This is a genomic window from Lentzea aerocolonigenes (assembly GCF_000955955.1).
In the GTDB taxonomy this organism is placed as follows: domain Bacteria; phylum Actinomycetota; class Actinomycetes; order Mycobacteriales; family Pseudonocardiaceae; genus Lentzea; species Lentzea aerocolonigenes_A.
The window spans coordinates 1-23,546 of record NZ_JYJG01000117.1; the positions used below are offsets into that span (position 1 = coordinate 1).

25 protein-coding genes are annotated in these 23,546 nt (G+C 68.4%); 14 read left to right on the plus strand and 11 right to left on the minus strand.

The window, feature by feature from the left end; all coding sequences use genetic code 11:
• Window positions 1–268: zinc ribbon domain-containing protein (locus tag UK23_RS17930; RefSeq protein ID WP_045312702.1), on the minus strand; the 268-nt coding region annotated here is incomplete at its 3' end.
• Window positions 269–495: 227 nt separating this feature from the next.
• Here UK23_RS17930 and UK23_RS17935 point away from each other — a divergent pair.
• From UK23_RS17935 to UK23_RS17945, 3 genes are read left to right on the plus strand one after another with little or no spacing between them, the layout of a single operon-like run.
• Complete coding sequence (locus UK23_RS17935) at window positions 496–792, plus strand: DivIVA domain-containing protein (RefSeq protein ID WP_045312735.1); 297 nt, start codon at window positions 496–498, stop codon at window positions 790–792.
• Window positions 779–1,177, plus strand: coding sequence for an SRPBCC family protein (locus UK23_RS17940; RefSeq protein WP_045312703.1), 399 nt, complete (start codon window positions 779–781; stop codon window positions 1,175–1,177). Before UK23_RS17935 ends, UK23_RS17940 begins: the two co-directional genes overlap by 14 nt.
• Window positions 1,177–1,719: a DNA-3-methyladenine glycosylase I gene (locus UK23_RS17945; protein WP_045312736.1), complete on the plus strand. Its 543-nt coding sequence runs from the start codon at window positions 1,177–1,179 to the stop codon at window positions 1,717–1,719. The genes UK23_RS17940 and UK23_RS17945 overlap by 1 nt, the downstream gene beginning before the upstream one ends.
• Here UK23_RS17945 and UK23_RS17950 read toward each other — a convergent pair.
• Complete coding sequence (locus UK23_RS17950) at window positions 1,706–2,491, minus strand: enoyl-CoA hydratase-related protein (protein ID WP_045312704.1); 786 nt, start codon at window positions 2,489–2,491, stop codon at window positions 1,706–1,708. The genes UK23_RS17945 and UK23_RS17950 overlap by 14 nt on opposite strands.
• 10 nt (window positions 2,492–2,501) lie before the next feature.
• Window positions 2,502–3,299, minus strand: a complete 798-nt coding sequence (locus UK23_RS17955) for a PaaX family transcriptional regulator C-terminal domain-containing protein (RefSeq protein ID WP_045312705.1) — start codon at window positions 3,297–3,299, stop codon at window positions 2,502–2,504.
• Window positions 3,300–3,508: 209 nt separating this feature from the next.
• Between UK23_RS17955 and UK23_RS50290 the strand changes: the two genes are divergently transcribed.
• The 3 genes from UK23_RS50290 to UK23_RS17965 all read left to right on the plus strand — a co-directional run bounded on the left by UK23_RS50290 (window position 3,509) and on the right by UK23_RS17965 (window position 6,909).
• Window positions 3,509–3,676, plus strand: a complete 168-nt coding sequence (locus tag UK23_RS50290; RefSeq protein WP_065914675.1) for a DUF3117 domain-containing protein — start codon at window positions 3,509–3,511, stop codon at window positions 3,674–3,676.
• 145 nt (window positions 3,677–3,821) lie between these two features.
• Window positions 3,822–5,231: a leucyl aminopeptidase family protein gene (locus tag UK23_RS17960; RefSeq protein ID WP_231114550.1), complete on the plus strand. Its 1,410-nt coding sequence runs from the start codon at window positions 3,822–3,824 to the stop codon at window positions 5,229–5,231.
• A gap of 79 nt (window positions 5,232–5,310) precedes the next feature.
• Entirely contained in the window at window positions 5,311–6,909 is a 1,599-nt protein-coding gene (locus UK23_RS17965) for a membrane dipeptidase (RefSeq protein WP_196777784.1), read from the plus strand.
• Here the strand turns inward: UK23_RS17965 and UK23_RS17970 are convergent.
• Complete coding sequence (locus tag UK23_RS17970) at window positions 6,891–7,784, minus strand: LysR family transcriptional regulator (protein WP_231114552.1); 894 nt, start codon at window positions 7,782–7,784, stop codon at window positions 6,891–6,893. The two genes, UK23_RS17965 and UK23_RS17970, sit on opposite strands and share 19 nt — an antisense overlap.
• A 52-nt stretch (window positions 7,785–7,836) precedes the next feature.
• On the opposite strand from UK23_RS17970, the gene UK23_RS50295 reads away from it, so the two are divergent.
• Window positions 7,837–9,081, plus strand: a complete 1,245-nt coding sequence (locus tag UK23_RS50295; protein ID WP_231114553.1) for an MFS transporter — start codon at window positions 7,837–7,839, stop codon at window positions 9,079–9,081.
• A gap of 1,329 nt (window positions 9,082–10,410) precedes the next feature.
• Here UK23_RS50295 and glgA read toward each other — a convergent pair.
• Window positions 10,411–11,562, minus strand: a complete 1,152-nt coding sequence (gene glgA, locus UK23_RS17990; protein WP_045312739.1) for a glycogen synthase — start codon at window positions 11,560–11,562, stop codon at window positions 10,411–10,413.
• Between the two features lie 88 nt (window positions 11,563–11,650).
• On the opposite strand from glgA, the gene glgC reads away from it, so the two are divergent.
• Complete coding sequence (glgC, locus tag UK23_RS17995) at window positions 11,651–12,865, plus strand: glucose-1-phosphate adenylyltransferase (RefSeq protein ID WP_045312710.1); 1,215 nt, start codon at window positions 11,651–11,653, stop codon at window positions 12,863–12,865.
• Between the two features lie 13 nt (window positions 12,866–12,878).
• On the opposite strand, the gene UK23_RS18000 is transcribed toward glgC, so the two are convergent.
• Together UK23_RS18000 and UK23_RS18005 are read right to left on the minus strand one after the other, a co-directional pair.
• A complete protein-coding gene (locus UK23_RS18000) occupies window positions 12,879–15,128 on the minus strand; it encodes an SdrD B-like domain-containing protein (protein ID WP_156213195.1) in 2,250 nt (749 codons plus the stop codon).
• 116 nt (window positions 15,129–15,244) lie between these two features.
• Window positions 15,245–15,877: an O-methyltransferase gene (locus tag UK23_RS18005; RefSeq protein WP_045312712.1), complete on the minus strand. Its 633-nt coding sequence runs from the start codon at window positions 15,875–15,877 to the stop codon at window positions 15,245–15,247.
• 218 nt (window positions 15,878–16,095) lie between these two features.
• Here UK23_RS18005 and sigE point away from each other — a divergent pair, with 218 nt between their 5' ends.
• The 4 genes from sigE to tatB all read left to right on the plus strand — a co-directional run bounded on the left by sigE (window position 16,096) and on the right by tatB (window position 19,185).
• Window positions 16,096–16,677, plus strand: a complete 582-nt coding sequence (sigE, locus tag UK23_RS18010; protein WP_112271480.1) for an RNA polymerase sigma factor SigE — start codon at window positions 16,096–16,098, stop codon at window positions 16,675–16,677.
• On the plus strand, window positions 16,674–17,204 hold the full coding sequence (locus tag UK23_RS18015; protein WP_045312714.1) for a hypothetical protein: 531 nt from the start codon (window positions 16,674–16,676) through the stop codon (window positions 17,202–17,204). The genes sigE and UK23_RS18015 overlap by 4 nt, the downstream gene beginning before the upstream one ends.
• Window positions 17,205–17,269: 65 nt before the next feature.
• Window positions 17,270–18,790: a S1C family serine protease gene (locus tag UK23_RS18020; RefSeq protein WP_045312715.1), complete on the plus strand. Its 1,521-nt coding sequence runs from the start codon at window positions 17,270–17,272 to the stop codon at window positions 18,788–18,790.
• 17 nt (window positions 18,791–18,807) lie between these two features.
• Window positions 18,808–19,185 carry a Sec-independent protein translocase protein TatB gene (tatB, locus tag UK23_RS18025; protein ID WP_045312716.1) on the plus strand — a complete coding sequence of 126 codons (378 nt, stop codon included), beginning with the start codon at window positions 18,808–18,810 and terminating at the stop codon, window positions 19,183–19,185.
• Between the two features lie 63 nt (window positions 19,186–19,248).
• Here tatB and UK23_RS18030 read toward each other — a convergent pair whose 3' ends face one another.
• A complete protein-coding gene (locus tag UK23_RS18030) occupies window positions 19,249–20,394 on the minus strand; it encodes an Mrp/NBP35 family ATP-binding protein (protein ID WP_045312717.1) in 1,146 nt (381 codons plus the stop codon).
• A gap of 103 nt (window positions 20,395–20,497) precedes the next feature.
• Here UK23_RS18030 and UK23_RS18035 point away from each other — a divergent pair, with 103 nt between their 5' ends.
• The gene (locus tag UK23_RS18035) at window positions 20,498–20,965 is read left to right on the plus strand and encodes a MarR family winged helix-turn-helix transcriptional regulator (protein WP_045312718.1); all 468 of its coding nucleotides are present in this window, start codon (window positions 20,498–20,500) and stop codon (window positions 20,963–20,965) included.
• Window positions 20,962–21,360: an NUDIX hydrolase gene (locus UK23_RS18040; protein WP_045312719.1), complete on the plus strand. Its 399-nt coding sequence runs from the start codon at window positions 20,962–20,964 to the stop codon at window positions 21,358–21,360. The genes UK23_RS18035 and UK23_RS18040 overlap by 4 nt, the downstream gene beginning before the upstream one ends.
• Here the strand turns inward: UK23_RS18040 and UK23_RS18045 are convergent.
• Genes UK23_RS18045 through UK23_RS18055 form a run of 3 tightly spaced genes read right to left on the minus strand, consistent with a single transcriptional unit; the run spans window position 21,350 to window position 23,533 of the window.
• Entirely contained in the window at window positions 21,350–21,805 is a 456-nt protein-coding gene (locus UK23_RS18045; protein ID WP_052684777.1) for a hypothetical protein, read from the minus strand. The genes UK23_RS18040 and UK23_RS18045 overlap by 11 nt on opposite strands.
• Window positions 21,802–22,287: a DUF1003 domain-containing protein gene (locus tag UK23_RS18050; protein ID WP_045312720.1), complete on the minus strand. Its 486-nt coding sequence runs from the start codon at window positions 22,285–22,287 to the stop codon at window positions 21,802–21,804. Before UK23_RS18050 ends, UK23_RS18045 begins: the two co-directional genes overlap by 4 nt.
• Complete coding sequence (locus tag UK23_RS18055; RefSeq protein ID WP_045312721.1) at window positions 22,280–23,533, minus strand: magnesium transporter MgtE N-terminal domain-containing protein; 1,254 nt, start codon at window positions 23,531–23,533, stop codon at window positions 22,280–22,282. Before UK23_RS18055 ends, UK23_RS18050 begins: the two co-directional genes overlap by 8 nt.
• Window positions 23,534–23,546: the final 13 nt, after the last annotated feature.

Below are 23,546 nucleotides of genomic sequence, written 5' to 3' on the forward strand. Positions count from 1 at the left end.
CTTCATCACCGATCGGGTTCAGACCTGCCCGGACCAGCATCACCGCCGCGGAGTTCTTGTCCCTGGAGGACATGGCTCCGCACGACGTGCAGCCGTAGGTGCGTTCGGACAGCGGCAAAGCGTGCTTGGCTCTCGCACCGCATGCCGCGCAGTCCATCGTGGTGTGTTTCGGGTCCACCAGCCGCAGGTCGCGGCCGTGTTTGCGGGCCATCGCGATCAGCTCGCGCTTGGTGGTGCCGATCGCGGCGTCCGCCGCTTTGCGGGCCATCGTGGACTCCGGCAACGATCCCAGTCCACCAGCAACGCGCGGCAGGCGTACGACGACAAGCGCAGCCGGTAGGTATACCGGGCCACACTCGTCTCATCCGCCACCCAGGTGACCTTACCGAACACATGTTCGGTGCCGTCAGGTGGTCGCGGACAGCGCGCAGCCGTTCAGTAACGTTGCCAGCGTGCAGCGCGCTCGAACCGCCTGGGCATCCTTCGGAGGACATGGTGACCAACGCCCTGATCTACCTGATCGTGATGGTGGCCGTCGCGGCAGTGGTGTTCCTGCTCGCGGCGTTGGTGTTCGGGCGCGGCGAGGAGCTCGCCCCGCTGCCGCCCGGCGCCTCGCCGACACGGCTGCCGGCGGACGACATCACCGCGGAGGACGTCCGCGAGCTGAAGTTCCAGCAGGTGTTCCGCGGCTACAAGATGAGCGAGGTCGACTGGGTGCTGCGGCGGCTCGCGACCGAGGTCGGCGAGCTGCGGGCCCGTGTCGAGGAGTTGGAGAGCAGTGACCGAGCTTGAGCTGACGGTCGAGGTCGCCGCCCCGCCGGACACGATCTTCCGCGCGATGACCGACTGGGAACGCCAGTCGGAGTGGGTGTTCGGCACCCGCGTCTGCGTGGTGGAGGGCGACGGGAAGTCGGTCGGGAGCGAGATCGACGCTCGGACGTTCGGCGTCTCGGACCGGATGCGGATCACGCGCTGGGATCCGCCGCACGCCGTCGAAGTTCTGCACCTTGGTCGCGTTGTGCGCGGAACCGGTGTCTTCGCCGTGCGAGGCAGTCGTTTCGTGTGGACGGAACGCCTCGACGTGCCGTTCTTCTACCCGTTGGTGAAGCCGTTGTTCGTGTTGATGCTGCGCCGGTCCCTGCAGCGCTTCGCCCGTTTCGCCGAGGAGTACCGGTGATCGTTCGTTGTCCGTGGGGTGACTCGACCCCGGACTACATGGACTACCACGACACCGAGTGGGGCGTGGAGCTGCACGGCACCGACGCGCTGTACGAGCGGATGTCGTTGGAGGCGTTCCAGTCCGGGCTGTCGTGGATCACGATCCTGCGCAAGCGGCCGGCGTTCCGTGCGGCGTTCGGCGACTTCGACCCGAAGCTGGTGGCGGAGTTCGGGCCTGCCGACGTGGAAAGGCTCATGTCGGACGCGGGAATCGTCCGCAACCGGATGAAGATCGACGCGGCCATCCACAACGCTCGCGTGATCGTCGAGGAAGATGTGGATCTCGACGCGCTGCTGTGGTCGTTCGCGCCGGCGGATCATGTCCGTCCGGCGACGTTCGCCGACGTTCCGGCCATCACGGCGGAATCCAAGGCGATGGCCAAGGAACTGAAGCGACGCGGCTTCAAGTTCCTCGGCCCCACCACGTGTTACGCGCTGATGCAGGCGACCGGGATGGTCGACGACCACATCGCGTCCTGCTTCCGGGCTACTTCCCGATGAACTTCGGGGCGCGCTTGTTGACGAACGCGTCGACGGCCTCGCGGTGGTCTTCCGTGGCACCGCAGTCGGCCTGAGTCCGGCGCTCGGCTTCCAGCGCGTCCTCGAGCGTGCCGTCCGCGGCCGCCGCCAGCGCTTCCTTGATCTTCGCGTACGCCGTCGTCGGGCCCTTGGCGAGCTTCGCGGCGAGCAGGTGCGCGGTCTCCAGCAGCTCCTCGTCCGGCACGACCTGGTTGACCATGCCGACCCGCAACGCCTCCTCGGCGCCGACCGGCTGGGCCAGCAACATCATCTCCATCGCGCGGCCGTGCCCGATCAACCGCGGGAGCGTGTACGACGCACCGGAGTCCGCGGTCAGGCCGACGTTCGCGAAGGCCATCAGGAACTTCGCCGACTTGCCCGCGATGCGCAGGTCCGAGGCGTAGGCGAAGGACGCGCCCGCACCGGCCGCGCTGCCGTTGACCGCGGCGATCACCGGCTTCGGCATGCCGATCAGCTCGCGCACGATGGGGTTGTAGTGCAGCTCCACGGTGTGCAGCGGCGCGGGGTCGCCGGCCTGCAGCAAGCCGATGTGCTCCTTGAGGTCCTGACCCGCGCAGAACGCCTTGCCCGCACCCGTGATCACCACCGCGCGCACCGACTCGTCCGCCGCCGCCTCCCGCAGCGCGGCGAGGAACGACTCCTTCAGCGCGATGGTGAAGGCGTTGAACGACTCGGGGCGGTTGAACGTGAACGTGCGCACACCATCGGCGTCGTCGACGAGGAGCTCGGACACTGGACCTCCATCAAGCAGTGGAAACGTTGCGAACCGGCCGCAGGCACTCGTCGACGAAACGACTTGTGCCCGGTGCCAGCCGCAGTGTCTGTTCGTCGAAGAACGACGCTGCCGCGTGCCCCGGCCAGTCCGGTGGCAACAGTTCAGCAGGAAGACCGGGATCGCGGAACAGGAACTTCCGCCACGCGTGCAGCAGCTGCTGTGACGCAGCGAACGCCGCCGCGTCGTCGGTTTCGTCCACAACGGACACCTGTGCCCGCCAGTGCGCGACGAAAGCGGCGTAGTCGCGACCGAGTTCGGCCAGGTCCCACGCCTTGGACGCCAGTTCGACGTCCGCACCGTCGTGTGAACCGTGAAAAGTTCGTGCCGCCACTTGTTCGGCTTTGAGCACGTCGGCCAGCTCCGATGACGGCCGCGGCGCGATCCACGTCACAGGACCGAGCGCGCCGTACCCGAGCAGTTGCAGCTCCGAGGCGAGGTGATCGCGCGAGTCGCGGGCCGGCATCTCCTCCAGCACCACCACGTGCCAGCGACCGTCCCAGGTGGACGGCCCGGTGCGGTAGATGCGGGCGGCGGCCTCGTCGAGCCTTCGTTCCCCGCGAGGTGTCATCGCGTAACCCGGCCCGTCGGGCAGTCTCGTCGGCTGGAGCCAGCCCTGCCGGACCGTCCTCGAAACAGCGGTGCGCACGGCCGGCGCGGCGAATCCGAGCGGTTCCAGCAGCCGGACCAGGGCAGCGATCGTGGCGGCACCACCGCGTTCGCGAAGGTGGCCGCCGTACACGTCGAAGAGCGCGGAACGGGCTCGCATCCGGCCCAGTCTGTCATGGCGCGCCCAGCCGTGCCGAAACTGTTGCCTTGTCGTGAAAACGGGTATTGATCAGGGGGAAAGCAAGATCAACAAATGTCACCCGAACTCGCCAAAAGATCGGTTCGGTTTCGCCCCTGAGTCGCGATAGGGGAGAATGGAGCAGATCCGGCCTGGCCGGACGGGGAAGATGTTGACGGAGGGAGCACGCGATGGCGGCCATGAAGCCCCGGACCGGCGACGGTCCCCTCGAGGTCACCAAGGAGGGACGCGGCATCGTCATGCGCGTACCGCTCGAGGGTGGTGGGCGCCTTGTCGTCGAGATGTCGGCGGACGAGGCCAGCGCTCTGGGCGACGCGCTGAAGGCCGCCGCCGGCTGAGGCACCCGGCGAGGAAGAACACCGAGCCCCGGTTTCCACTGAGTTCCATAGTGGAGGCCGGGGCATCGCTTCGTTCCTGGATGGGAGACACTGAACGGTCGTTGATGCAAGGGGAGGGTCAGTCGTGGGGTCGACGGTTCCGTCAGTGCCAACCAAGCTCGTGGACGTCGAGGTGGCCACCACCTCGCGCCGCAACGTTCCGGCTGTCGTGCTCGCGGCCACCGGACCGGCGCTCGGGCCAGGTGGCGAGGGCATCGACGTCTCCGACCTGACGGGCAAGGCGGGTGAGGCGGTCCGCCACGACGAGGCGTGGACGCTCGGTGTCGGCGCCGGCACGGCGAGCGACTACCGCACGGCGGGCGCGGCCCTGGTGCGCGCGCTGAGCGGCGAGGACGCCCCGAAGAGCGCCGATGTGCTGCTCACGCCCGACTTCGACGCCGAGAAGGTGCGCGCGTTCGTGCTCGGCGCGGCGCTCGGCGGGTACCGGTTCAAGGTCACCGGTGAGGACGGCCCCAAGCGGGTCGGCTCGCTGCGGTTGATCACCGGGGACACCGGGTTCGAAGAGGTGCTGACGTCGGCCGCGTTGAAGGCGCACGCGCTGGCCACCGCCACCTCGCTCGCCCGTGATCTCGCCAACACCCCGTCCAACGTCAAGGACCCGCGCTGGCTCGCCACCACGGCGGCCAAGCTCGCGGAGAAGATCGACGGGCTGTCCGCCACGGTGCGCGACGAGAAGTGGCTGCAGCAGCAGGGCTTCGGCGGCGTGCTCGCGGTCGGCGGCGGAAGTGCCCGCCCGCCGCGGTTCCTGGAGCTGACGTACGGCACCACCGGCCCGCACCTGGTCTTCGTCGGCAAGGGCATCACGTTCGACACCGGCGGCATCTCGGTGAAGCCCGCCGACGGCATGCACCTGATGCGCACCGACATGGCCGGCGGCGGCGCGGTGATCTCCGCGCTGATGGCCGTCGCGCGCCGGCAGCTGCCGATCCGGATCACCGGTCTCGTGCCGTGTGCCGAGAACCACGTCGGCGCTGCCTCGTACCGGCCCGGTGACGTCGTGCGGCACTACGGCGGCGCGACCACCGAGGTGCAGAACACCGACGCCGAGGGCCGCATGGTGCTGGCCGACGCGATGGCGTACGCGGTGAAGAACCTCAAGCCCGACCTGATCGTCGACGTCGCGACGCTGACCGGCGCGATGAAGGTCTCGCTCGGCCTGCGCACGGGCGCGGTGTTCACCGCCGACGAGGAGATCGCTGCTCAGGTGATCGACGCGGGTGTGAACGTCGGCGAGAAGTGGTGGCGCATGCCGCTGCTGGAGGAGCACGTCGAGGCTGTCACCAGCCAGATCGCGGACTACAAGCAGTGCCCGCCCGGCCCCGGTGGCGTCACCGCGGCGCTGTTCCTGCAGAAGTTCGCAGGTCAGGTCCCGTGGGCGCACCTCGACATCGCGGGTCCGGCGCGGTCGGAGAAGGTCTACGACGAGGTCGTCGCGGGCGCCACGGGCTTCGGCGCGCGGACGCTGGTCGAGCTGGCTGAAAAATATTCGCGTTAGTACCTACGATCGGCCATACGAGACAGCCGAGTTCCACGGCATGATGTGAGCGCCTTCACACCGTCGTAGAGGAGCTGTCGTGTTGCTTCGCCTGGCTCTCGCCGCCTCGTTGGTCATAGCGTCGTTATCCCCCGCGGCGGCGAGCACGCCCTGGTGGGAGCCGGTGGCGCGACCTGCGCCGGACTCGCAGATCAACGTCACGGGTGAGCCGTTCAAGGGCACCGACGGCCAGGGCAGGGTGCGCGGGTTCGTCGACGCGCACAACCACCTCATGACCAACGAGGGCTTCGGCGGCCGGCTGATCTGCGGCGCGCCCTTCTCCGAGAAGGGCGTGGCGGACGCGCTGAAGGACTGCCCCGAGCACTACCCGGCCGGTCTCGGCGCGATCTTCGAGGCGATCGTCACGGGAGACTTCGACGGCCACGACCCGGTGGGCTGGCCGACGTTCAAGAACTGGCCGTCCTACACGACCGTGTCGCACCAGCAGAACTACTACGCCTGGGTGGAACGGGCGTGGCGCGGCGGTCAGCGCGTGCTGGTGCAGGACCTCACCAGCAACGCCGAGCTGTGCATCATCAGCCCGTTCAAGGACCGGCCGTGCGACGAGATGACCTCGGTCCGGCTGCAGGCCCAGCGCACCTACGAGCTGCAGGCGTTCATCGACAAGATGTTCGGTGGGCCGGGCAAGGGCTGGTTCCGCGTCGTCACGTCCGCCGAGCAGGCCCGTGACGTGATCACGCAGGGCAAGCTGGCCGTGGTGCTGGGCATCGAGACCTCAGAGCTCTTCGGCTGCCGGACGTTCCTCGACTTCCCGTTGTGCAGCAAGGCCGACATCGACCGCGGCCTCGACGAGATGTACGCGCTCGGGGTGCGCAGCGCGTTCCTGTGCCACAAGTTCGACAACGCGTTGTGCGGTGTCCGGTTCGACTCCGGCACGCAGGGCGGTGTGATCAACGCGGGCCAGTTCCTGCGCACCGGCCAGTGGTGGCAGACCGAGCAGTGCAAGGGACCGCAGCAGGACAACCCGATCGGCACCGTCGGCCCGAACGCGCTGATCCCGGCCTCGGCCGTCGCGCCGGCGTACGACCCGGCGAAGCGCTGCAACGTGCGCGGACTGACGTCGCTCGGCGAGTACGCGGTGCAGGCGATGATGAAGCGGCACATGATGATCGAGGTCGACCACATGAGCGTGAAGGCCGCTGGTCGCGTCCTCGAGCTGGCCGCGCAGAAGCGCTACCCCGGCGTCATCTCCAGCCACAGCTGGATGGACGCGCAGTGGACCGAGCAGGTCTACCGGCTCGGCGGGTTCGTGGCCGGGTACGAGAACGACCCCGGCGGCTACGTCTCGCAGGCGGCCGCCGCGGAGCCGTTGCGGCGCAAGTACGACGTGGGCATCGGGTTCGGCTCGGACTACAACGGCGTGGGCTCGCACCCGGCACCGCAGTCCGGCGTGACCTACCCGTTCCGCAGCTACCCGGACGGCCCGCTGGTCGACCGGCAGCGCACCGGCGACCGCGTCTGGGACATCAACGTCGACGGCGGCGCGCACAGCGGCATGCTGCCGGACTGGGTCGAGAAGGTTCGTCAGCTCGGTGGTGACCAGCTCGTCCAGGACATGCTGGGTGGTGCGGAGTCGTACCTGCGGACGTGGTCGGGTTCTCAGCGCTGGACGTCGTGAGTCCTGAGAGCGTGCTCGCGGAAGGCTCTCACCGCGGGCGGCAACGGGTTGTCCTTCAGCCAGGCCAGCCCGAAGACACGGCTCGCCCGCGGCGACAGCGGTAGTTCACGGAGCCCGGCAGGAGGTGTGGTCTCGGCGTGCGTCAGCAGTGCGACGCCGAGACCCGCCGCCACCAGCCCGCGCACCGTCTCGATCTCCTGGCTCTCGAACGCGATCTTCGGCGAAATTCCGGCGGCCGCGAACATGTCGTCGGTGATCTGGCGCAGTCCGTAGCCGTGTTCCAGCAGGATCAGCTCCTCGTGCTCCAAGTCCTTGAGCCGCACCGACTTCCTGGTCGCGAGGTGATGTCCGGCCGGCACGACGACGATCAGTTCCTGTTCGAACAGGACGACCGAGGAGAACTCGGGACCGTCCGGCGGCGGGGCGACCAGGGCGAGGTCGATCTCGCCGTGCAGCAGCTTCTCGACGACGGTGTAGCGGGCGTTCTGGACCAGGCCGAACCGCACGTGCGGATGTTCGGCGCGGAAGCCGCGGACCAGTTCCGGCACCAGCGACCGGCCGAGCATGTGCAGGAATCCCAGCACCACCCGGCCTTTCTCCGGGTCGAGCTCCTCCTCGACCTCGCGCAGGCCCGGTTCCAGCGCGGCCAGCGAACGCGTGGCCGCCTCGGCGAGGAGGCGGCCGGCGCGGGTCAGACGCACCCGGCGGCCGGTCTTCACGATGATCGGCGCGCCCAGTTGCTCGCCGAGCTCCGCGAGCCAGCGGCTGACCGTCGGCTGGGGGAGCCCGACGCGTTCTGCGACACGGGTCACGTGCTCGTCGGCGGCAAGCGCTTTCAGCACCGCCAGCTTCGGGGCCAGCTCCAATTCATCCACGAATTGATTCTGACGTATTTCCGTATTGGACGTATGGCTTAGCGTCAAAAGCGTGAACAGGTTGACCGCGTCCATCGCCGCGTCCGGGCTCGCGTGTTTCGCGTTGCTGTACGCGCCGCAGCCGGTGTTGCCGCAAATCGCCGCGGAGTACGGGCTGGGACCGGGCGGTGCCTCGCTCGCGATGTCCGCCGCCACGCTGGCGCTGGCCGTGGTGGTCGTGCCGATCGCCATGGTGTCCGAACGGATCGGGCGCCGGCCGGTGATCGTGATCAGCGTGTTGCTGGCGGGCCTGCTCGGCCTGGTGCTGCCGTTGGCGTCCAACTACGACGTCTTCCTGGTGCTGCGGGTGCTCCAGGGCATCGCGGCGGCCGGGGTGCCCGCGGCGTCGATGGCCTACCTCGCGGACGAGCTGGACAAGGGCAGGCTCGGTGCCGCGATGGGCGCGATGATCGCGGGCAACAGCATCGGCGGCATGGTCGGCCGCCTGCTCTCCGGCCTGACCGTCGACTGGCTGGGCTGGCGCGGGGCGATCCTGCTCAGCGGCGTCGTGGGGCTGGTGGCGGCACTGGTCGTCGTCTTCTTCCTGCCCCGTGCGCAGGCGGCGCCGAAGCGGGCGCCGCGCGGCATGAAGGCGGCAGTGCGGGACCCGGTGCTGCTCTCGCTGTACGCCGTGGCGGTGCTGATGGTCGGCGCGTTCATCTCGTTCTACAACGTGGCGGGCTTCCAGCTGTCCGGTCCGGCGTGGCTGGAGTCGCTGGTGTTCCTCTTCTACGCGTTCGGCAGCACGTCGGCGGCGTTCGCGGGCAAGCTGTCCGACCGGCTGGGACGCGGGCGCGCGTTGCTCATGGCCATCGGGGTCGTGGCTGTCGGAACCCTGGCGAGCCTGCTGTGGGTGCCGCTGGGGCTCGCGATCGTGACGGCCGGGTTCTTCGCCTCGCACGCCGTGGCGAGCAGCTGGGTCGGTGCACGGGCGCCGTCCAACGCGCGCGGCCACGCGTCCGGGCTGTACCTGTGCGGGTTCTACGTGGGCAGCAGCATCGGCGGCACGTCCGGCAGCACCGCGTACGGCGAGTGGGGCTGGGGCGGGCTCGTGCTGGTGATCATCGGCTGGCTGGCGCTCGCCGCGATGCTCGTTCAGAACTCCAACGCGAGGGTCATGCGCGAATCGACCGGCGAGATCAGCTGGCGGCCAAGGCGGGGCAGGTCGACCGTGCCCTCGTTGAGGCCGACCGAGACGGAGCGGGTGTCCGCGGGGACCTCGACCACGATCGCGAACGGCAGCGGGCCGCCGTCGTAGCGGGCGCCGACCTGCCGGGCGGTCGAGCCGTCCGGCAGCTGCACGGTGATCAGGTCCTTGGTCACGTTGCCGCCCGCGGTGTCGGGCAGGTCGCCGGTGGCCTCCAGCCGCACCTCCAGCAGCGCCTTGTCCGGTGCGGAGATGGTGGCGAGGTCGTACTGGCTCTCGCCGAGCTTGACCGGGCGCTGCCTGCCGAGCTTGATGCCGGTGACCTTCATGCCCATCGCGCTGCCGCCGAAGCGGATCTTCTGGGTCTGCTCCTTGAACTGGCCCGGGCCGGCGGCGCGCTGCAGCACGCGCGGCGCGTTGTCGGTGCGCTTGCCGGTCGGGATCTCGACCTTCTGGTCCAGCGACTTGGCGCCGAGCGAGCCCAGCGCCAGCGTCTCGGTGCCCTCCTGCGGGTCCGGGACCGTGTAGACGACGAACACCGAGCCGTTGGCCGGGAGGCGGTCGGCCGGCAGGAGCTGGCGCTTGCCGGGCACCTCGAGGGCGAGCTCGGACGGCTGCGGCGCGAAGCCCTGCCAGTTCGTCCGCAGGAAGCCGCTGTCGGTCTCCCAGAGCTTCTCGACCTTCATCCGCATGACGCGCAGCCGGGAGCCCGGTTCGGCGCGGAGGGTGCCTTCTGCGGTGTACCAGATGTCCGGGTTCGCCCAGCCCGTGACCGCGGTGGCCAGCAGGTCGTCGCGCAACTTGAAGTCGACGTTGCCGAGCCCGAGATCGTTGTTGGGGCGCTTGCCGTCGTCCGGCAGCACCGCGAGGAAGTCGCGGCCGGCGGTCATGTCCTGCTGCTTGCTCGGGTCGAACTCCTTGCCGTCGGTGCGCACGAGCCTGCCGGACGGGGTGCTGCGGTTGCCCTTCTCCGGCACCTGCGGTGACTGCACCTCGTAGTGGACCTCGTCGCCGCTCTTGTTGACCTCTTTGAGCGGCACCGGCACCCAGTCGGTGGACGCGCCGGTTCCGGGGACCTGGACAGGTCCGCACCAGAGCTTCTTGTCCACCTCGGTCTCGACGCCCGTCTTGGCGAACCAGCAGCTCACGGCCGCCGCGCCGGCCCGTGCCACGTAGCCGTACTCCAGCGTGTACGCGAGCTGGGCCTCGGCCTGAGCCTGCAGGTCGGAGGCGTCGGCGAGCTTCAGCCCGTCGACCCTGAGCTGGACCGCGGTGGGCTTTGTCGCTGTGGATGTGCCGCACGCGGTCAACGCCAGGAGGACCGACAGACCCAGCACCGCAACACGCACAGTCCTCGCGCCCCTCACCAGTTGAAGCCGAAACGTCACTACTGGTTAAAGGCGGCGTTCACACTTTGGGGTTGCCCCAAGTGAGTGTGACTCAAATCACGCTGCGGTAGACCTCGACTGTCTGCTCAGCCATCGTCGACCAGGAGAATTCCTGCTCAGCGCGCTGTCGTCCGGCGGCGCCGTAGCGTCGGGCGCGCTCAGGATCTGAAATTAGTTCATTTATGGACTGGGCCAAGCTGTGTCGATATGTCGACAAATCACGCTCGTCGTAGTGAACGAGGAGCCCGGTCTCACCGTGCGCGACGACCTCCGGGATGCCGCCGACGTCACTCGCGACGACCGCCGTGCCGCAGGCCATCGCCTCCAGGTTCACGATGCCGAGCGGTTCGTAGACCGACGGGCAGACGAACACGGTCGCGTGGCTGAGGATCTGCCGGACCTCGGCGGGCTGCAGCATCTTCTGGATCCAGAACACGCCGGACCTGGTCTTGGACAGCTCCTCGACGGCCAGCCGGGTCTCCTCGGCGATCTCCGGGGTGTCCGGCGCGCCCGCGCACAGCACGATCTGCGCACTCGGGTCGATCTCGTGCGCGGCGGCGACGAGGTGACCGACGCCCTTCTGCCGCGTGATCCGTCCCACGAACGCCACGATCGGCTTCTCGGGATCGATGCCGCGGGTCGTGAGCGCGTCCGTCTCGCTCACCGGGTGGTAGGCCTTGGAATCGATCCCGTTGCGCACCACGTGCACCTTTGCCGGGTCGAGCGCGGGATAGGCGTCGAGGACGTCGGCGCGCATCCCGTCGCTCACGGCGATGATCGCGTCGGCGTGTTCGTACGCCGTCCGCTCGGCCCACGACGAGATCCGGTAGCCGCCGCCGAGCTGCTCCGCCTTCCACGGCCGACGCGGTTCGAGCGAGTGCGCCGTCACCACGTGCGGGATGCCGTGCAGGAGTTTGGCCAGGTGACCGCCCATGTTGGCGTACCAGGTGTGCGTGTGCACGAGGGTTGCCCCCGCGACCGCCGCGGCCATCTCAAGATCGACGGCGAGCGTGCTCAGTGCCGCGTTCGCCTGCTCCAGGCTGTGAGGCGGGTTGTGGGCCGAGGCGTCTTTTCTGGGTGCCCCGAAGCAGTGCACGTCGACGTCGACGAGCTCGCGAAGATGGGGCACGAGGAATCCCACGTGCACACCAGCGCCGCCGTAGACCTCAGGCGGGTACTCCCGCGTCATGAGCGCAACTCGCACGCCCCCACCGTAGATCACTGCGGTCCTTGTTGGGACGAACCAGTTTGCGTCTGGTTGAAGCTCGATCGCACAGATAGGGTCACATACCGTGAAGGGGCAGCCGCACGTTCTCGGAATTGTGCTTGCCGGTGGTGAAGGCAAGCGCCTGTGGCCACTGACGGCCGACCGCGCGAAACCGGCTGTGCCCTTCGGGGGCAACTACCGGCTGGTCGACTTCGTGCTGTCGAACCTGGTCAACGCGGGGCTCGCGAAGCTCTGCGTGCTGACGCAGTACAAGTCGCACTCACTGGACCGCCACATCTCGACGACGTGGCGCCTGTCCAATGTGCTCGGTCAGTACGTGACACCGGTCCCGGCCCAGCAACGTCTGGGCCCCCGCTGGTACACGGGATCCGCCGACGCGATCTTCCAGTCGCTGAACCTCGTCCACGACGAGAAGCCGGACCACGTGGTCATCTTCGGTGCGGACCACGTGTACCGGATGGACCCCGGCCAGATGATCTCGCAGCACATCGAGTCCGGGGCGGCCGTGACCGTTGCCGGTATTCGCGTGCCGCGGACCGAGGCCAAGGCGTTCGGATGCATTGATTCCGATGCCTCCGGGAAGATCACCCGGTTCCTGGAGAAGCCGTCCGAGCCGCCGTCCGTGCCGGACGACCCGGATGTCACTTTCGCTTCGATGGGCAACTACATGTTCACCACCGAGGCGCTGCTGGACGCGCTTCGCGGGGACGCGCTGAACCCCGACTCGGACCACGACATGGGTGGCGACATCATCCCCATGCTGGTGGACCGGGGGAAGGCGCACGTCTACGACTTCCAGGACAACGAGGTTCCCGGGGCCACGGACCGGGATCGCGGGTACTGGCGTGACGTCGGGACGATCGACGCGTACTACGACGCGCACATGGATCTGGTTTCGGTCCATCCGATTTTCAACCTGTACAACCAGTTGTGGCCGATTCGGACGGCTACTCCGCCGTTGCCGCCTGCCAAGTTCATCGCCGGTGGGTCTGCTGAGGACTCGATGGTCGGGCCGGGGTCGATCATCTCCGGGAAGATTCACGGGTCGGTGATCTCGTCCGATGTGATCGTTGAGGTCGGGTCGGTGGTGCAGGGGTCGGTGCTGTTGCCAGGGGTTCGGATTGGCAAGGGTGCTGTGGTGCGGCGGGCTATTTTGGACAAGAACGTCGTGGTGCCTGATGGGGCGTTGATCGGTGTGGACGCGCCGATGGACCGTGAGCGCTACACCGTTTCCGCGGGCGGCGTCACGGTCCTCGGCAAGGGCGTCCGGGCCTACTAGCCGTGGTTTCTGGCTAGCAGCCCGTCAGCTTCACGTCGTCCTGACCTTCGAACCGGCGGCCGTCGACCGTGCGGCCCACGAGGGTCGCCGTCGTCATGCCACAGGTCAGGCCGGTCTTCGTGGTGTCGAACTGGCACACGAGGTCTGCCCTGCCGTCGTCGTTGACGTCCTCACCTGGCGATCCACACCGGACGAAGCTCTGTTCGAGGCCGGTGGCGCCGAACGTCAGGCTGGTCCGGTCGACCTGGGTGACCGCGTTGAACTCGGCCGTGGACAGGATCGCGACCGGGATCAGGCCCTCCTTCTTGACGTTGATCGAACTGGGGAAGCTGCGCGGCTTCACGTCCGGCGGCACCCAGCTGATCGAGCGGACGTCGTTCGCCCGGTTCGTGTCCTCGGGGTGCGGTTCGTTCGCCGCGATCACCGCGCTGGTGGACAGCAGGTGCCTGCGGTTCTCGCTGCAGGACACCGTCCAGTTCTTGGTGAACGTCGCGGTCGCTCCCGCGTTGAGGACGTGGGTCTGCTGCTGACCGGTGTTCGGGGTGATGGTGCAGTCCGCGGGAGCGCCGAACGTCACCGTGGTCAGGGTCTGGACCGCGTCGGCCGGGCCCGCGTTGGCCACGGTCACTTTGCTCGTGCAGTCGAACGTCCGCATCTGGTACTGGCGTTCGGTGCAGGTCAGCCGGATGTCGCTGACCGAGAGGTCGACCCGCTCGAACACCTCGACGCGATCCGTCGCCGAACCCGTGTCGTTGCTGCTGTCCGGGTCGATGACGTGCAGGTGGTCGAGCACGGCCTTCGACGACGCCGCGAAGTCGTGGTAGCTGCGGTTCGCGCAGGTCACGTTCCACTTCGACGAGACAGTGACCGGACTGCTGATCGACACCTCGTGGGTCGTGGGGGTGGTGGCGGTCAGCGTGCAGTCCGCGGGGCCGGTGAGGCCGAGGGTCACGTCGGTGCTCGCCGGGCTGTGATCGCCCCGGTTGACCGCGACGGCCGTGACGGTGCATTCGAACTGGTCGCGGACGTAGGTGCGGGTCACGCAGTCGAGCTGGGTGCTGTCGATGCCGACATCGGACTCGTCGAAGACCGGGATCGTCGTGGTGGTCGATCTTCGGTTGGAGCTCGGATCCGGATCGGTGACGCCGGGCGTCGTCACGTCGAGCGCGTTGTCGAAGGTGAACTTGTGGAAGCTCGGTTCCGTGCAGGTGAACTGGACCTCGAAGATCACCTCGACCGGCTGGCCGAGCACCAGTCGCCTGGTGGCGGCTGGAGGCTGGCGGAAGGTGCAATCCGGCTCGCCGCTCGCGGTGACGACGTCCTGGACGTCGATGATCGGCGCCGGACCGCGGTTCTCCAGGATCGCGCGCACCCGCAGCGTCTGCTCGATGTCGGCGGTCAGCTTCGCCGGCGGGTCGACGACGTCGAAGGCGACCTTCACCGCATCGGCCTTGGTCTCGACGTTGCCGAAGTCGCGCCCCTCGTACCGGGTGTTCCCGGCACCGATGGGCACGTGGATGCCATGGCGTTCGGTGCCCGACGTGCGGGTCCAGTCGGCGCGGTTCTCCTCGGTGACGGCGTAGTCGCCGGGCAAGTGACGGTCCAGCCGGAATTCGTAGTACCCGTTCGCGTCGGTCGGTGTGGTGGCGACCTCGCCGGTGTTCTGACCAGCGTCGGAACGGTCGCGGTGCAGCGTCATCCGCCACCCGGCGAGGCCGGGCTCACCAGGATCGCGGACGCCGTTGCGGTTGACGTCGTGGTACTTGAAGCCGCTGATCACCGGCACAGGAGTGTGAGACCGGTCCTCGGAGAAGTTGCCGCAGGCCAGGCCGATGAAGCTGCCGTCGAAACTGAGGGCGGGGAGGTGCACAGGGCGTGCGGTGAACGCGTTCAGGACGAAGTTGTAGTGCAGTTGACCGGGTGCGCAGGGCACGTCCACGTCGAGATTGTTGTTATTGCATCCCGACCATCTCACCGTGTCACTGCTGACTGTGAGAGTCTCCATCTGCGCATACCAAGCGAAGTTCGGGTGGAATCCTCGCGCTTCGTAGTAGCCCCAGTGTCGAATGATATCTTCGCGTGAGAGTAGTTGGTTGTACCCAGGGTCCAGCACGAACGTTTGGCGACAGCTCGTGCTGGTGGTGGCGGGCATATCCGCTGCGTCGTACCAGCATGTGTCGATGGCCTGCGCCGTTGGAGCGGTCATTCCGATGATCGGTATGACGGCAGCCGTCATCGCGGCGAGCACTGTTTTCAGTTTCACCTGTGCCCCTTTCGGGGAATAGACGATCCCCGACCCTGCGGAAGGAACGTCGAATTGCCGCGATGCGCTGTTACCGCATCACTCAGGTGGTCCAACTACGATTCTTATCGGCGCACTCAGGGTTTGCGAGCAGCCACCAACAGCCCATCGCCCAGCGGCAGGATGACCGGAACGAGCCGCTCGTCCTCCCTGACCATCCGCGCGATGTCCCGCATGGCCTGGGTGGACTCGTCTCGCTTGCTCGGGTCTACGACCGCGCCGTGCCACAGGACGTTGTCGAACGCGATCACTCCGCCTGGGCGGAGCATGCGCACGCCGTGCTGGAGGTACTGCGGGTATTCGGGCTTGTAGGCGTCCACGAAGACGAGGTCGTAGGCCGCGTCGGTGAGGCGCGGGAGGACGTCGAGTGCTTTGCCCATGATCAGGCGGGTGCGTGACGGGGAGATGCCTGCTGAGGCGTAGGCCTCGCGGGCCGCTCGTTGGTGTTCGGGGGCCACGTCGATCGAAGTCAGGATGCCGGACTGGGGCATGCCTGCCAGGAGATAGAGGCCGCTGGTGCCTGCGCCGGTGCCGATCTCGACCACGGCTTTGGCCTGCAGGGCTGTGGTCAGGAAGCGCAGGGCGGCGCCGCCACCTGCGCCGATGGGCACGCAGCCCAGTTCCTGGCCGCGGGCTCGGGCGGCCAGGTGCACCTCGTCCTCGGGGAGGTACTGCTCGACGTACTCCCGCAGGGCCGATTCCGTGGTCACAGGGGGCAGGTTAGTGCCAGTTGTGCCCAAAACGGGTGAACGCGGCCCGAACCGAGATTCTCAGGATGCTCTCAGCCCACTCTCACGATCGTTTAAAGGGAGCAGGAGAAGGTACAGAGGCAAGAAGCCAGGCTCTAGTCGGGAACAAGCCGGACCCGTCGCCCGTTGAGCCGCATAAGGGTCGCCGGGCGGCCCACATGGAGGTGCCGAAACACCTGATGCGCACGCAGTCGAGTTCGCCGGAGGCCGTCGCGCCCATCGAGACGGCCGACTGGACGCCGCCCTCGTGGGACTCCATCGTCCGCGAGCACGCGGATCGCGTCTACCGGCTCGCGTACCGCTTGACCGGCAATCAGCACGATGCCGAGGACCTGACGCAGGAGACGTTCATCCGCGTCTTCCGGTCGCTGGCGTCGTACAAGCCGGGCACCTTCGAGGGGTGGCTGCACCGCATCACCACCAACCTCTTCCTCGACATGGCACGCAGGCGTTCTCGCGTGCGCATGGAGGCGCTGCCCGAGGACAACGACCGCCTCGAGGGTGACGACCTGTCCCCCGAGGAGATCTACGACGAGAACCACCTGGATCCCGATCTGCAGGCCGCGCTGGACGAGCTCCCGCCGGAGTTCCGCGCCGCTGTGGTCCTGTGCGACGTGGAAGGCCTTTCCTACGAGGAGATCGGCGCCACGCTCGGGGTGAAGATGGGTACCGTGAGGAGCAGGATCCATCGGGGCCGCCAGGCTCTGAAGGTCGCGCTCGAACGTCGTCGTCGGGAATCGTTGCTGGAGGACTCTGCATGACCGACCTCCGTGGTTGGGGCCTGCCTGAGCAGCATCTCTTGCCGGATGCCGTGGTCGCGTTCGTGGACGGAGAACTGTCCTCGGTCGCCCACGAGCGAGCTTCAGCGCACATCCAGCGCTGCGGCTTCTGCGCCTTCGAGACCTACACCCAGCAGCAGGCGCGCGCGGCTGTGCGCACTGCTGCTGCGCCGACGGCGTCCGCGTCGTTGCTGGACAGGCTCGGTGCCATCCCGCAGGAGGTCGACCTGCCGTCCGCTCCGGACGGGCTCGCGATCACCGAGGACGGACAGTTCGTCGCCGTGCAGCGCACCGACAAGCCCGCGTTCGGGTCCGGTCCGGTGCTCGGCTCTTCCAGACCTCTGGGCAGCAACGGCTGGTTCAGCGGCCGTCGCGCGCGCCAGGGTGCTGGTGTCGTGGTGAGCGGCATGCTGCTCGGCGCGCTCGCGTTCACGTCGCCGGACAGCGACGCGCCTGCCTCGCCGTCCGTGCCGCAGAACGCCCGCGCGGTCTTCGCGACCACCCCCTGACAGTCATTTCACCGTTCGTGAGGCACGCTGTAGTTCAGCACTCCTAGCGAAAAATCCGGGGAGAGATGAGCCAGCAGTCGCCCAACGGCCAGATGCCCACGCCCGTTTCCGGAGTGGACGACGGAGCGCATCGCAGGCTCCGGCCACGGCCCCTGGTGCAGCCGCCGGTCGACCCCGCGTACGCCTCCGCCTTCGGTCGCCCGGACGGTGTCGACACCGCGTTCGCCGCGCGCGACGTGCCCGTTCCTCCCGTCGAGTCGGCGCCACCGCCTCCCGAGTCGCTGGTCACCGCGTTCGGCCGCCAGGGCTCGCAGGAACTGTTGCAGCGCCCGCCGCAGCCCGTTTCCGACCCGGACCCGGACATCGACCCCGTCTTCTGGGGTGACAAGCCCGCCGGTGACCCGTGGCGCGACCCCGCTTCCGGTGCCGTGATCGGTCCGCCCGCCGTGGGTGAGGACCCGCCCGGCGAGTCCGAGGCGAAGCCCGCACCGGGTCCGCAGCTGAGCGTTCCGGAACTGATCTTCGGCCGTCGCGTGAAGCCGGCCGCCCTGACGTTGCTAGTCGTGGTCGCGCTGCTCGTCGGTGCCGCAGGTGGCCTCGTGGGCTGGCTGATCGGCCGCGCGGGCAACCCGCTGACCGACTCGACGGTGACGTTGGCCGAGATCGAGCAGGGCAAGGAACGCCCCGCCGGTTCGATCTCCGACATCGCCAAGCGCGTGACACCCAGCGTGGTGTCCATCGAGTTCAAGGGCACGAACGTCGCGGGCGTCGGCTCCGGTGTCGTCATCGAGGCCGGCGGCTACATCCTGACCAACGACCACGTGGTCGCCCCCGCGGCGCAGGACTCGTCGGCCAAGCTCAGCGCCGTCTTCACCGACGGCACACGAGCTCAGGCCCGCGTCGTCGGCCGCGACCCGAAGACCGACCTCGCCGTGATCAAGGTCGAGGTCACCAACCCGACCGTCCTGCAGTTCGGCAACTCCGACGAGCTCCAGGTCGGCGACAGTGTGATCGCCATCGGCTCGCCGCTGCAGCTGTCCAACACCGTCACCGAGGGCATCGTCTCCGCACTGCACCGCCCGGTGACGGCGGCGGGCGAGAACGGCGGCCCCCAGGTCACCTACGACGCGATCCAGACCGACGCGGCCATCAACCCCGGCAACTCGGGCGGCGCGCTGGTCGACTCGCGCGGCGCCCTGGTCGGCATCAACTCGTCGATCCGCACCGAGACCGGCGGTTCGGTCGGTCTCGGGTTCGCGATCTCCGGCAAGCAGGCCCGCAAGATCAGCCAGGAGCTGATCCGCAGCGGTCAGGTCAAGCACGCGGACATGAACGTCAACGTCAAGTCCGTGTCCGCGGAGACCTCCGAGGGCGCCCAGGTGCAGAACGTCCCGGCTGGTGGGGCTGCCGCGGCGGCCGGCATCCAGGAGGGTGACGTGATCACCAAGGTCGGCGACCGCATGGTCCGCAACGCCGCCGAGCTCGTGGTGGCCGTTCGCGAGCACGAGATCGGGCAAACGGTGCAGGTAGTGCTCGCCCGCCAGGGCCGAGAGCTCAAACTCGACGTAACCCTCAAGAGCGACTGACAAGTAGGCTGGGACCCGTGTTCGACAGCATCGGATGGGCCGAGATCCTCATCATCGTCGTCGCGGGTCTCTTCATCCTGGGGCCCGAACGCCTGCCGTCCGCGGCAGCCTGGCTCGGCAAGACCGTGCGCCAGGTCCGCGAGTACGCCACCGGCGCGCGCGAGCAGCTCAAGCAGGAGATGGGGCCGGAGTTCGAGTCACTCCGCAAGCCTCTCGAGGACCTGCGCGAGCTGCGCAACTTCGACCCGAAGCGCGCGGTGACCAAGCACCTGTTCGACGACCCGGAGCCCACGACCAAGTCGAACGGCTACCCGACGCCGTCCACACCGCCCGCGCCGGAGCAGCGGCCGCTCGCGCCGGGCGAGCGCCCGCCGTACGACCCAGACGCCACCTGACAAACCATGAACGGCGCTTTTGTGGACCTCAGGTCCACAAAAGCGCCGTTCATGGTTTTCTGCCTAGCGGCCCGCGGGGGAGACGTTCAGCAGACGCCCCGCCAGGCCGCGCGACTTCACGGTCAGCTTCTTCGCCACCTCGTTCAGCACCTGAGCGGCTGCCGAGTCCGGCACCGCCTGCACGATCGGCGTGCCCGAGTCGCCGTTCTCCCGCAGGCGCGGGTCGAGCGGCACCTGGCCGAGCAGCGGCACCTCGGACCCGATGGCCTTGGTCAGCGACTCCGCGACGGCCGCGCCGCCACCGGTGCCGAAGACCTCCATGCGCGAACCGTCGGGCATCTCCAGCCACGACATGTTCTCGATGACACCCGAGACCCGCTGACGGGTCTGCAGCGCGATCGACCCGGCACGCTCGGCCACCTCGGCAGCAGCCTGCTGCGGGGTGGTGACGACCAGGATCTCGGCGTTCGGCACGAGCTGGGCGACCGAGATCGCGATGTCGCCGGTGCCGGGCGGCAGGTCGATCAACAGCACGTCCAGGTCGCCCCAGAACACGTCCGCGAGGAACTGCTGCAGCGCGCGGTGCAGCATCGGGCCGCGCCACACGACCGGGGTGTTGCCCGGCGTGAACATGCCGATCGAGATGACCTTCACGCCGTGCGCCTGGGGCGGCATGATCATCTTCTCGACCTGGGTGGGCTTGCCGTCGGCGCCCAGCATGCGCGGGATCGAGTGGCCGTAGATGTCCGCGTCGACGATGCCGACCGACAGGCCGCGCGCCGCCATCGACACGGCGAGGTTCACGGTGACCGAGGACTTGCCGACGCCGCCCTTGCCGGACGCGACGCAGTACACGCGCGTCAGCGAGCCCGGCTGGGCGAACGGGATGACCGGCTCCTCGGTGCCGCCGCGCAGGGTCTTGCGGAGCTCGGTGCGCTGGGCGTCGCTCATCACGTCCAGATCGACCCGCACGGACGAGACGCCGTCCAACGCCTGAACCGCCGCGGTGACGTCCTTGGTGATCTTGTCGCGCATCGGGCAGCCCGCGACCGTCAGGAACACGCCCACGACCACAGCGCCGTCGGAGCCCACCTCGACGTCCTTGACCATGCCGATCTCGGTGATCGGGCGGCGGATCTCGGGGTCCTGCACACCGGCGAGCGCCTTGCGGACGTCCTCGACGGTGGGGAGGGGCTGCGTGGTGGTCACCCGGCCATGCTACGTCCGCCGCACGCCTGTACTACCGGCCGGTCACTTGAGAGCACAGGCCCAGGTCGTAGCGGGGCCGGAGCTGTCCGTAACATCGACGTCCGTGCCGGAATCGGGTAGTTCCCGGTTGCCCACCCGTGTCGAGCTAGGGGTGTGGCGATCGTTCCTCCGCGCGCATGCACGGATCACGAGGGTCCTCGAGGCCGAACTGATTGCTGAGCAGCGCCTTTCGCTCGCGGCGTACGACGTGCTGGTTCAACTGGCCGAGACGCCTTCCATGCGCATGCGCATGACCGAACTCGCCGATGCCGTCCTGCTGTCCCGTTCAGGCGTGACCCGCCTGGTGGACCGTTTGGAACGTGCTGGGCTCGTCGGACGCGAACGCGCCGACGGTGATGGACGCGGCATCGTGGCCGTGCTCACACCGCTCGGTGCCGAACGCCTGCGCAGCGCGTCCGCCACCCACCTGGCCGGCGTCGCCGAGCACTTCGGGGAGAGCTTCGGGCCCGGAGAGCTCGAGGCCTTCGGCCGCACGTGTGATCGACTCGCAGCGGACGACCTCTATCCGTGATCACCGTGGTGGGACTTGTGCACGTCGAGGCTGGCCGCCTCCTCGTTGTGCGCTCACGCAACAAGAAGGCCTTCTACCTTCCCGGCGGCAAGATCGAGGCCGGCGAGTCCCCTGCGGACGCCCTCCGCCGGGAGGTGCGGGAGGAGCTCGGGATCTCGTTGGAGGACCCGGCCGTGCTGAAGCGCTACGTCGCACCCGCGTACGGCGAGGGCGAGGGGGCGATCGTCGACATGACGTGTTTCACCGCTCAGTTGCTGGGTGTGCCGCAGCCGACGAGCGAGATCGCCGAGCTGACCTACGTGACGCGCGACGAGTACCGGTCGCACGTGGAGACAGCGCCCGCGATCCACGAGGTCCTGTCAGACCTGGTCGCGAGTGGACAGATCAGGACGTGATCCGGCGCACTTCCGCCATCACCTGTTCGTCCACATCGGTCGTCGCGCGGTCGTCGTACTCCAAGATGTCGTACTCGTCATCGAGCCGCGCCAGCTCCTCTGCCGCGGGAAGGCCGTGCCCGAACCTGTCGTGCACCCACGCGGCCAGCTCTCGCGCTGACAGCTCTCCGGCGAGCGTCCGCCGGGCCATCAGCCGCAAGCCCAGCGCCTTGCCTTCGTTGCTGTTGTGCTCGTGGTGATCCAGGCCGAGCTCCAGCAGAGCGTCTCCCAGCAGCGGCTGGATCTCGTCCCACGGGCGGCGCAACGAGACTCCGGCGAGCGCGCTCACCCCAGGACCGTCGATCCCCGCGACCACCAGGTCGCAGGCGGCGAGCACCACGTCGCCATCAGACCTCTCGCCCAGGTGCCACAACGCGACCAGGTCCCGGAACTCCTCGACCGTCACGGGCGCACCTTGCGGGTGTTGTTCTGCTCCTTCACCAGCTTCTCCAGCTCACCCCGGATGAAGTCGCGCGTCGCCACCTCACCGAGCGCCAGCCGCACCGCCGCCAGCTCCCGCGCCAGGTACTCGGTGTCCGCCTTGGTCTGCGCCGCCCGAGTCCGGTCCTCCTCCAGCGACACCCGGTCCCGGTCGTCCTGCCGGTTCTGCGCCAGCAGGATCAGCGGCGCCGCGTAAGCAGCCTGCGTCGAGAACGCCAGGTTCAGCAGGATGAACGGGTACGGGTCCCATTGCAGGGTCACCGCGAAGAGGTTCAGCACGATCCACGCGATGACGATCAGCGTCTGCCAGAACAGGAACTTCCCGGTCCCGAGGAACCGCGCGAGCCGTTCGGAGAACTGCCCGAACGAGTCCGGGTCGATCGAGAGGCGGAAGCCACGTGGCTCGCGCGGTTGGTCGAGTCTGCGCCGCGGCAGCAGTTCAGGCATGGCTCAGTCCCGTCTCGCGCCAGTTGGCCGGCAGCAGGTGGTCCAGCACGTCGTCCACGGTCACCGCGCCGAGCAGGTGCTCGGCTTCGTCGGTGACCGGGGCGCACACCAGGTTGTAGGTGGCGAAGTAGCGGGTGACGTCGCTCAGCGAAGCGTCCGGGGGCAGGCGCACGAGCGACGTGTCGAGCACGCCGGCGACCAGATCGGACGGCGGTTCGCGCAGCAGTCGTTGGATGTGCACGCACCCCAGGTACCGCCCGGTCGGAGTCGCGGAGGGCGAACGGCACACGAAGACCATGGACGCCAGAGCAGGAGTCAGGTCGGGATTTCGCACTCGTGCCAACGCTTCCGCGATCGTCGCGTCCGGCGTGAGGATGATCGGCTCCGGAGTCATGAGACCGCCGGCGGTGTCGAACGAGTACTCCAGCAGGCGCCGGACCGGTGCGGACTCCTCGGGTTCCATCAGCTCCAGGAGTCGATCCTTGGTGCCCTCGGACAGTTCGCCCAGCAGGTCGGCCGCGTCGTCCGGGTTCATCGCCTCCAGGATGTCCGCGGCCCGTTCCTCGTCCAGGTGCGACAGGATGTCCTTCTGGTCCTCTTCGGACAGTTCTTCGATGACGTCCGCGAGCCGCTCGTCGTCCAGAGCATCCGCGACCTCGTGCCGGCGCTTCGCCGGCAGCTCGTGCAGTGCGTGGGCCACGTCGGCGGCGCGCATGCCCTCGAAGACCGCGACGAGCTGTTGTGCGCCCTGCGGCTGGCCCGCGATCTCGTTGACGCTCAGGCCGCCGACGTCCTCCCAGCGGAACACCTGGGTCGGGCCCTTGAAGCCGAACCTGCCGGTGCGCTGCCGCGCCGCCACCTTGATCATCCGCCAGTCGCGGGTGCGGGTCAGCTCCATCGCGGCGTCCACGACGACCGCCGTGCTGCCGTCCTCCAGCTGGATCTTGGCGTCGAGCACCTCGCCGATCACCAGCACCTCGTTGACGCGCTGGTGGAACGGCCGCAGGTTCACCGAGCCGGTCGCGAGCGTCACGGCGTTCGGCTCGACCGAGGTGAGCCGCAGCATCGGTACGAAGATCCGGCGGCGGGTCACCAGTTCCACGACCATGCCCAGCACGCGGGGCGGCTGGCGGTCGATCCGGAGACTGATCACGACGTCGCGGGCCTTGCCGATCGGTTCGCCGTCGGGGCCGAAGACGGGAAGTCCGGCCAGCTGAGCGATGTAAACCCGGTTCACAGCCACCACAACGTCCAGGCTA

Coding starts and splice junctions, on each gene's coding strand:
- UK23_RS17955 (WP_045312705.1), bottom strand. CDS start 3,299: ATGCGAGCCCGTTCCGCGCTCTTCGACGTGTACGGCGGCCACCTTCGC.
- UK23_RS50290 (WP_065914675.1), top strand. CDS start 3,509: ATGGCGGCCATGAAGCCCCGGACCGGCGACGGTCCCCTCGAGGTCACC.
- sigE (WP_112271480.1), top strand. CDS start 16,096: ATGCGCACGCAGTCGAGTTCGCCGGAGGCCGTCGCGCCCATCGAGACG.
- UK23_RS18015 (WP_045312714.1), top strand. CDS start 16,674: ATGACCGACCTCCGTGGTTGGGGCCTGCCTGAGCAGCATCTCTTGCCG.
- UK23_RS18020 (WP_045312715.1), top strand. CDS start 17,270: ATGAGCCAGCAGTCGCCCAACGGCCAGATGCCCACGCCCGTTTCCGGA.
- UK23_RS18050 (WP_045312720.1), bottom strand. CDS start 22,287: ATGCCTGAACTGCTGCCGCGGCGCAGACTCGACCAACCGCGCGAGCCA.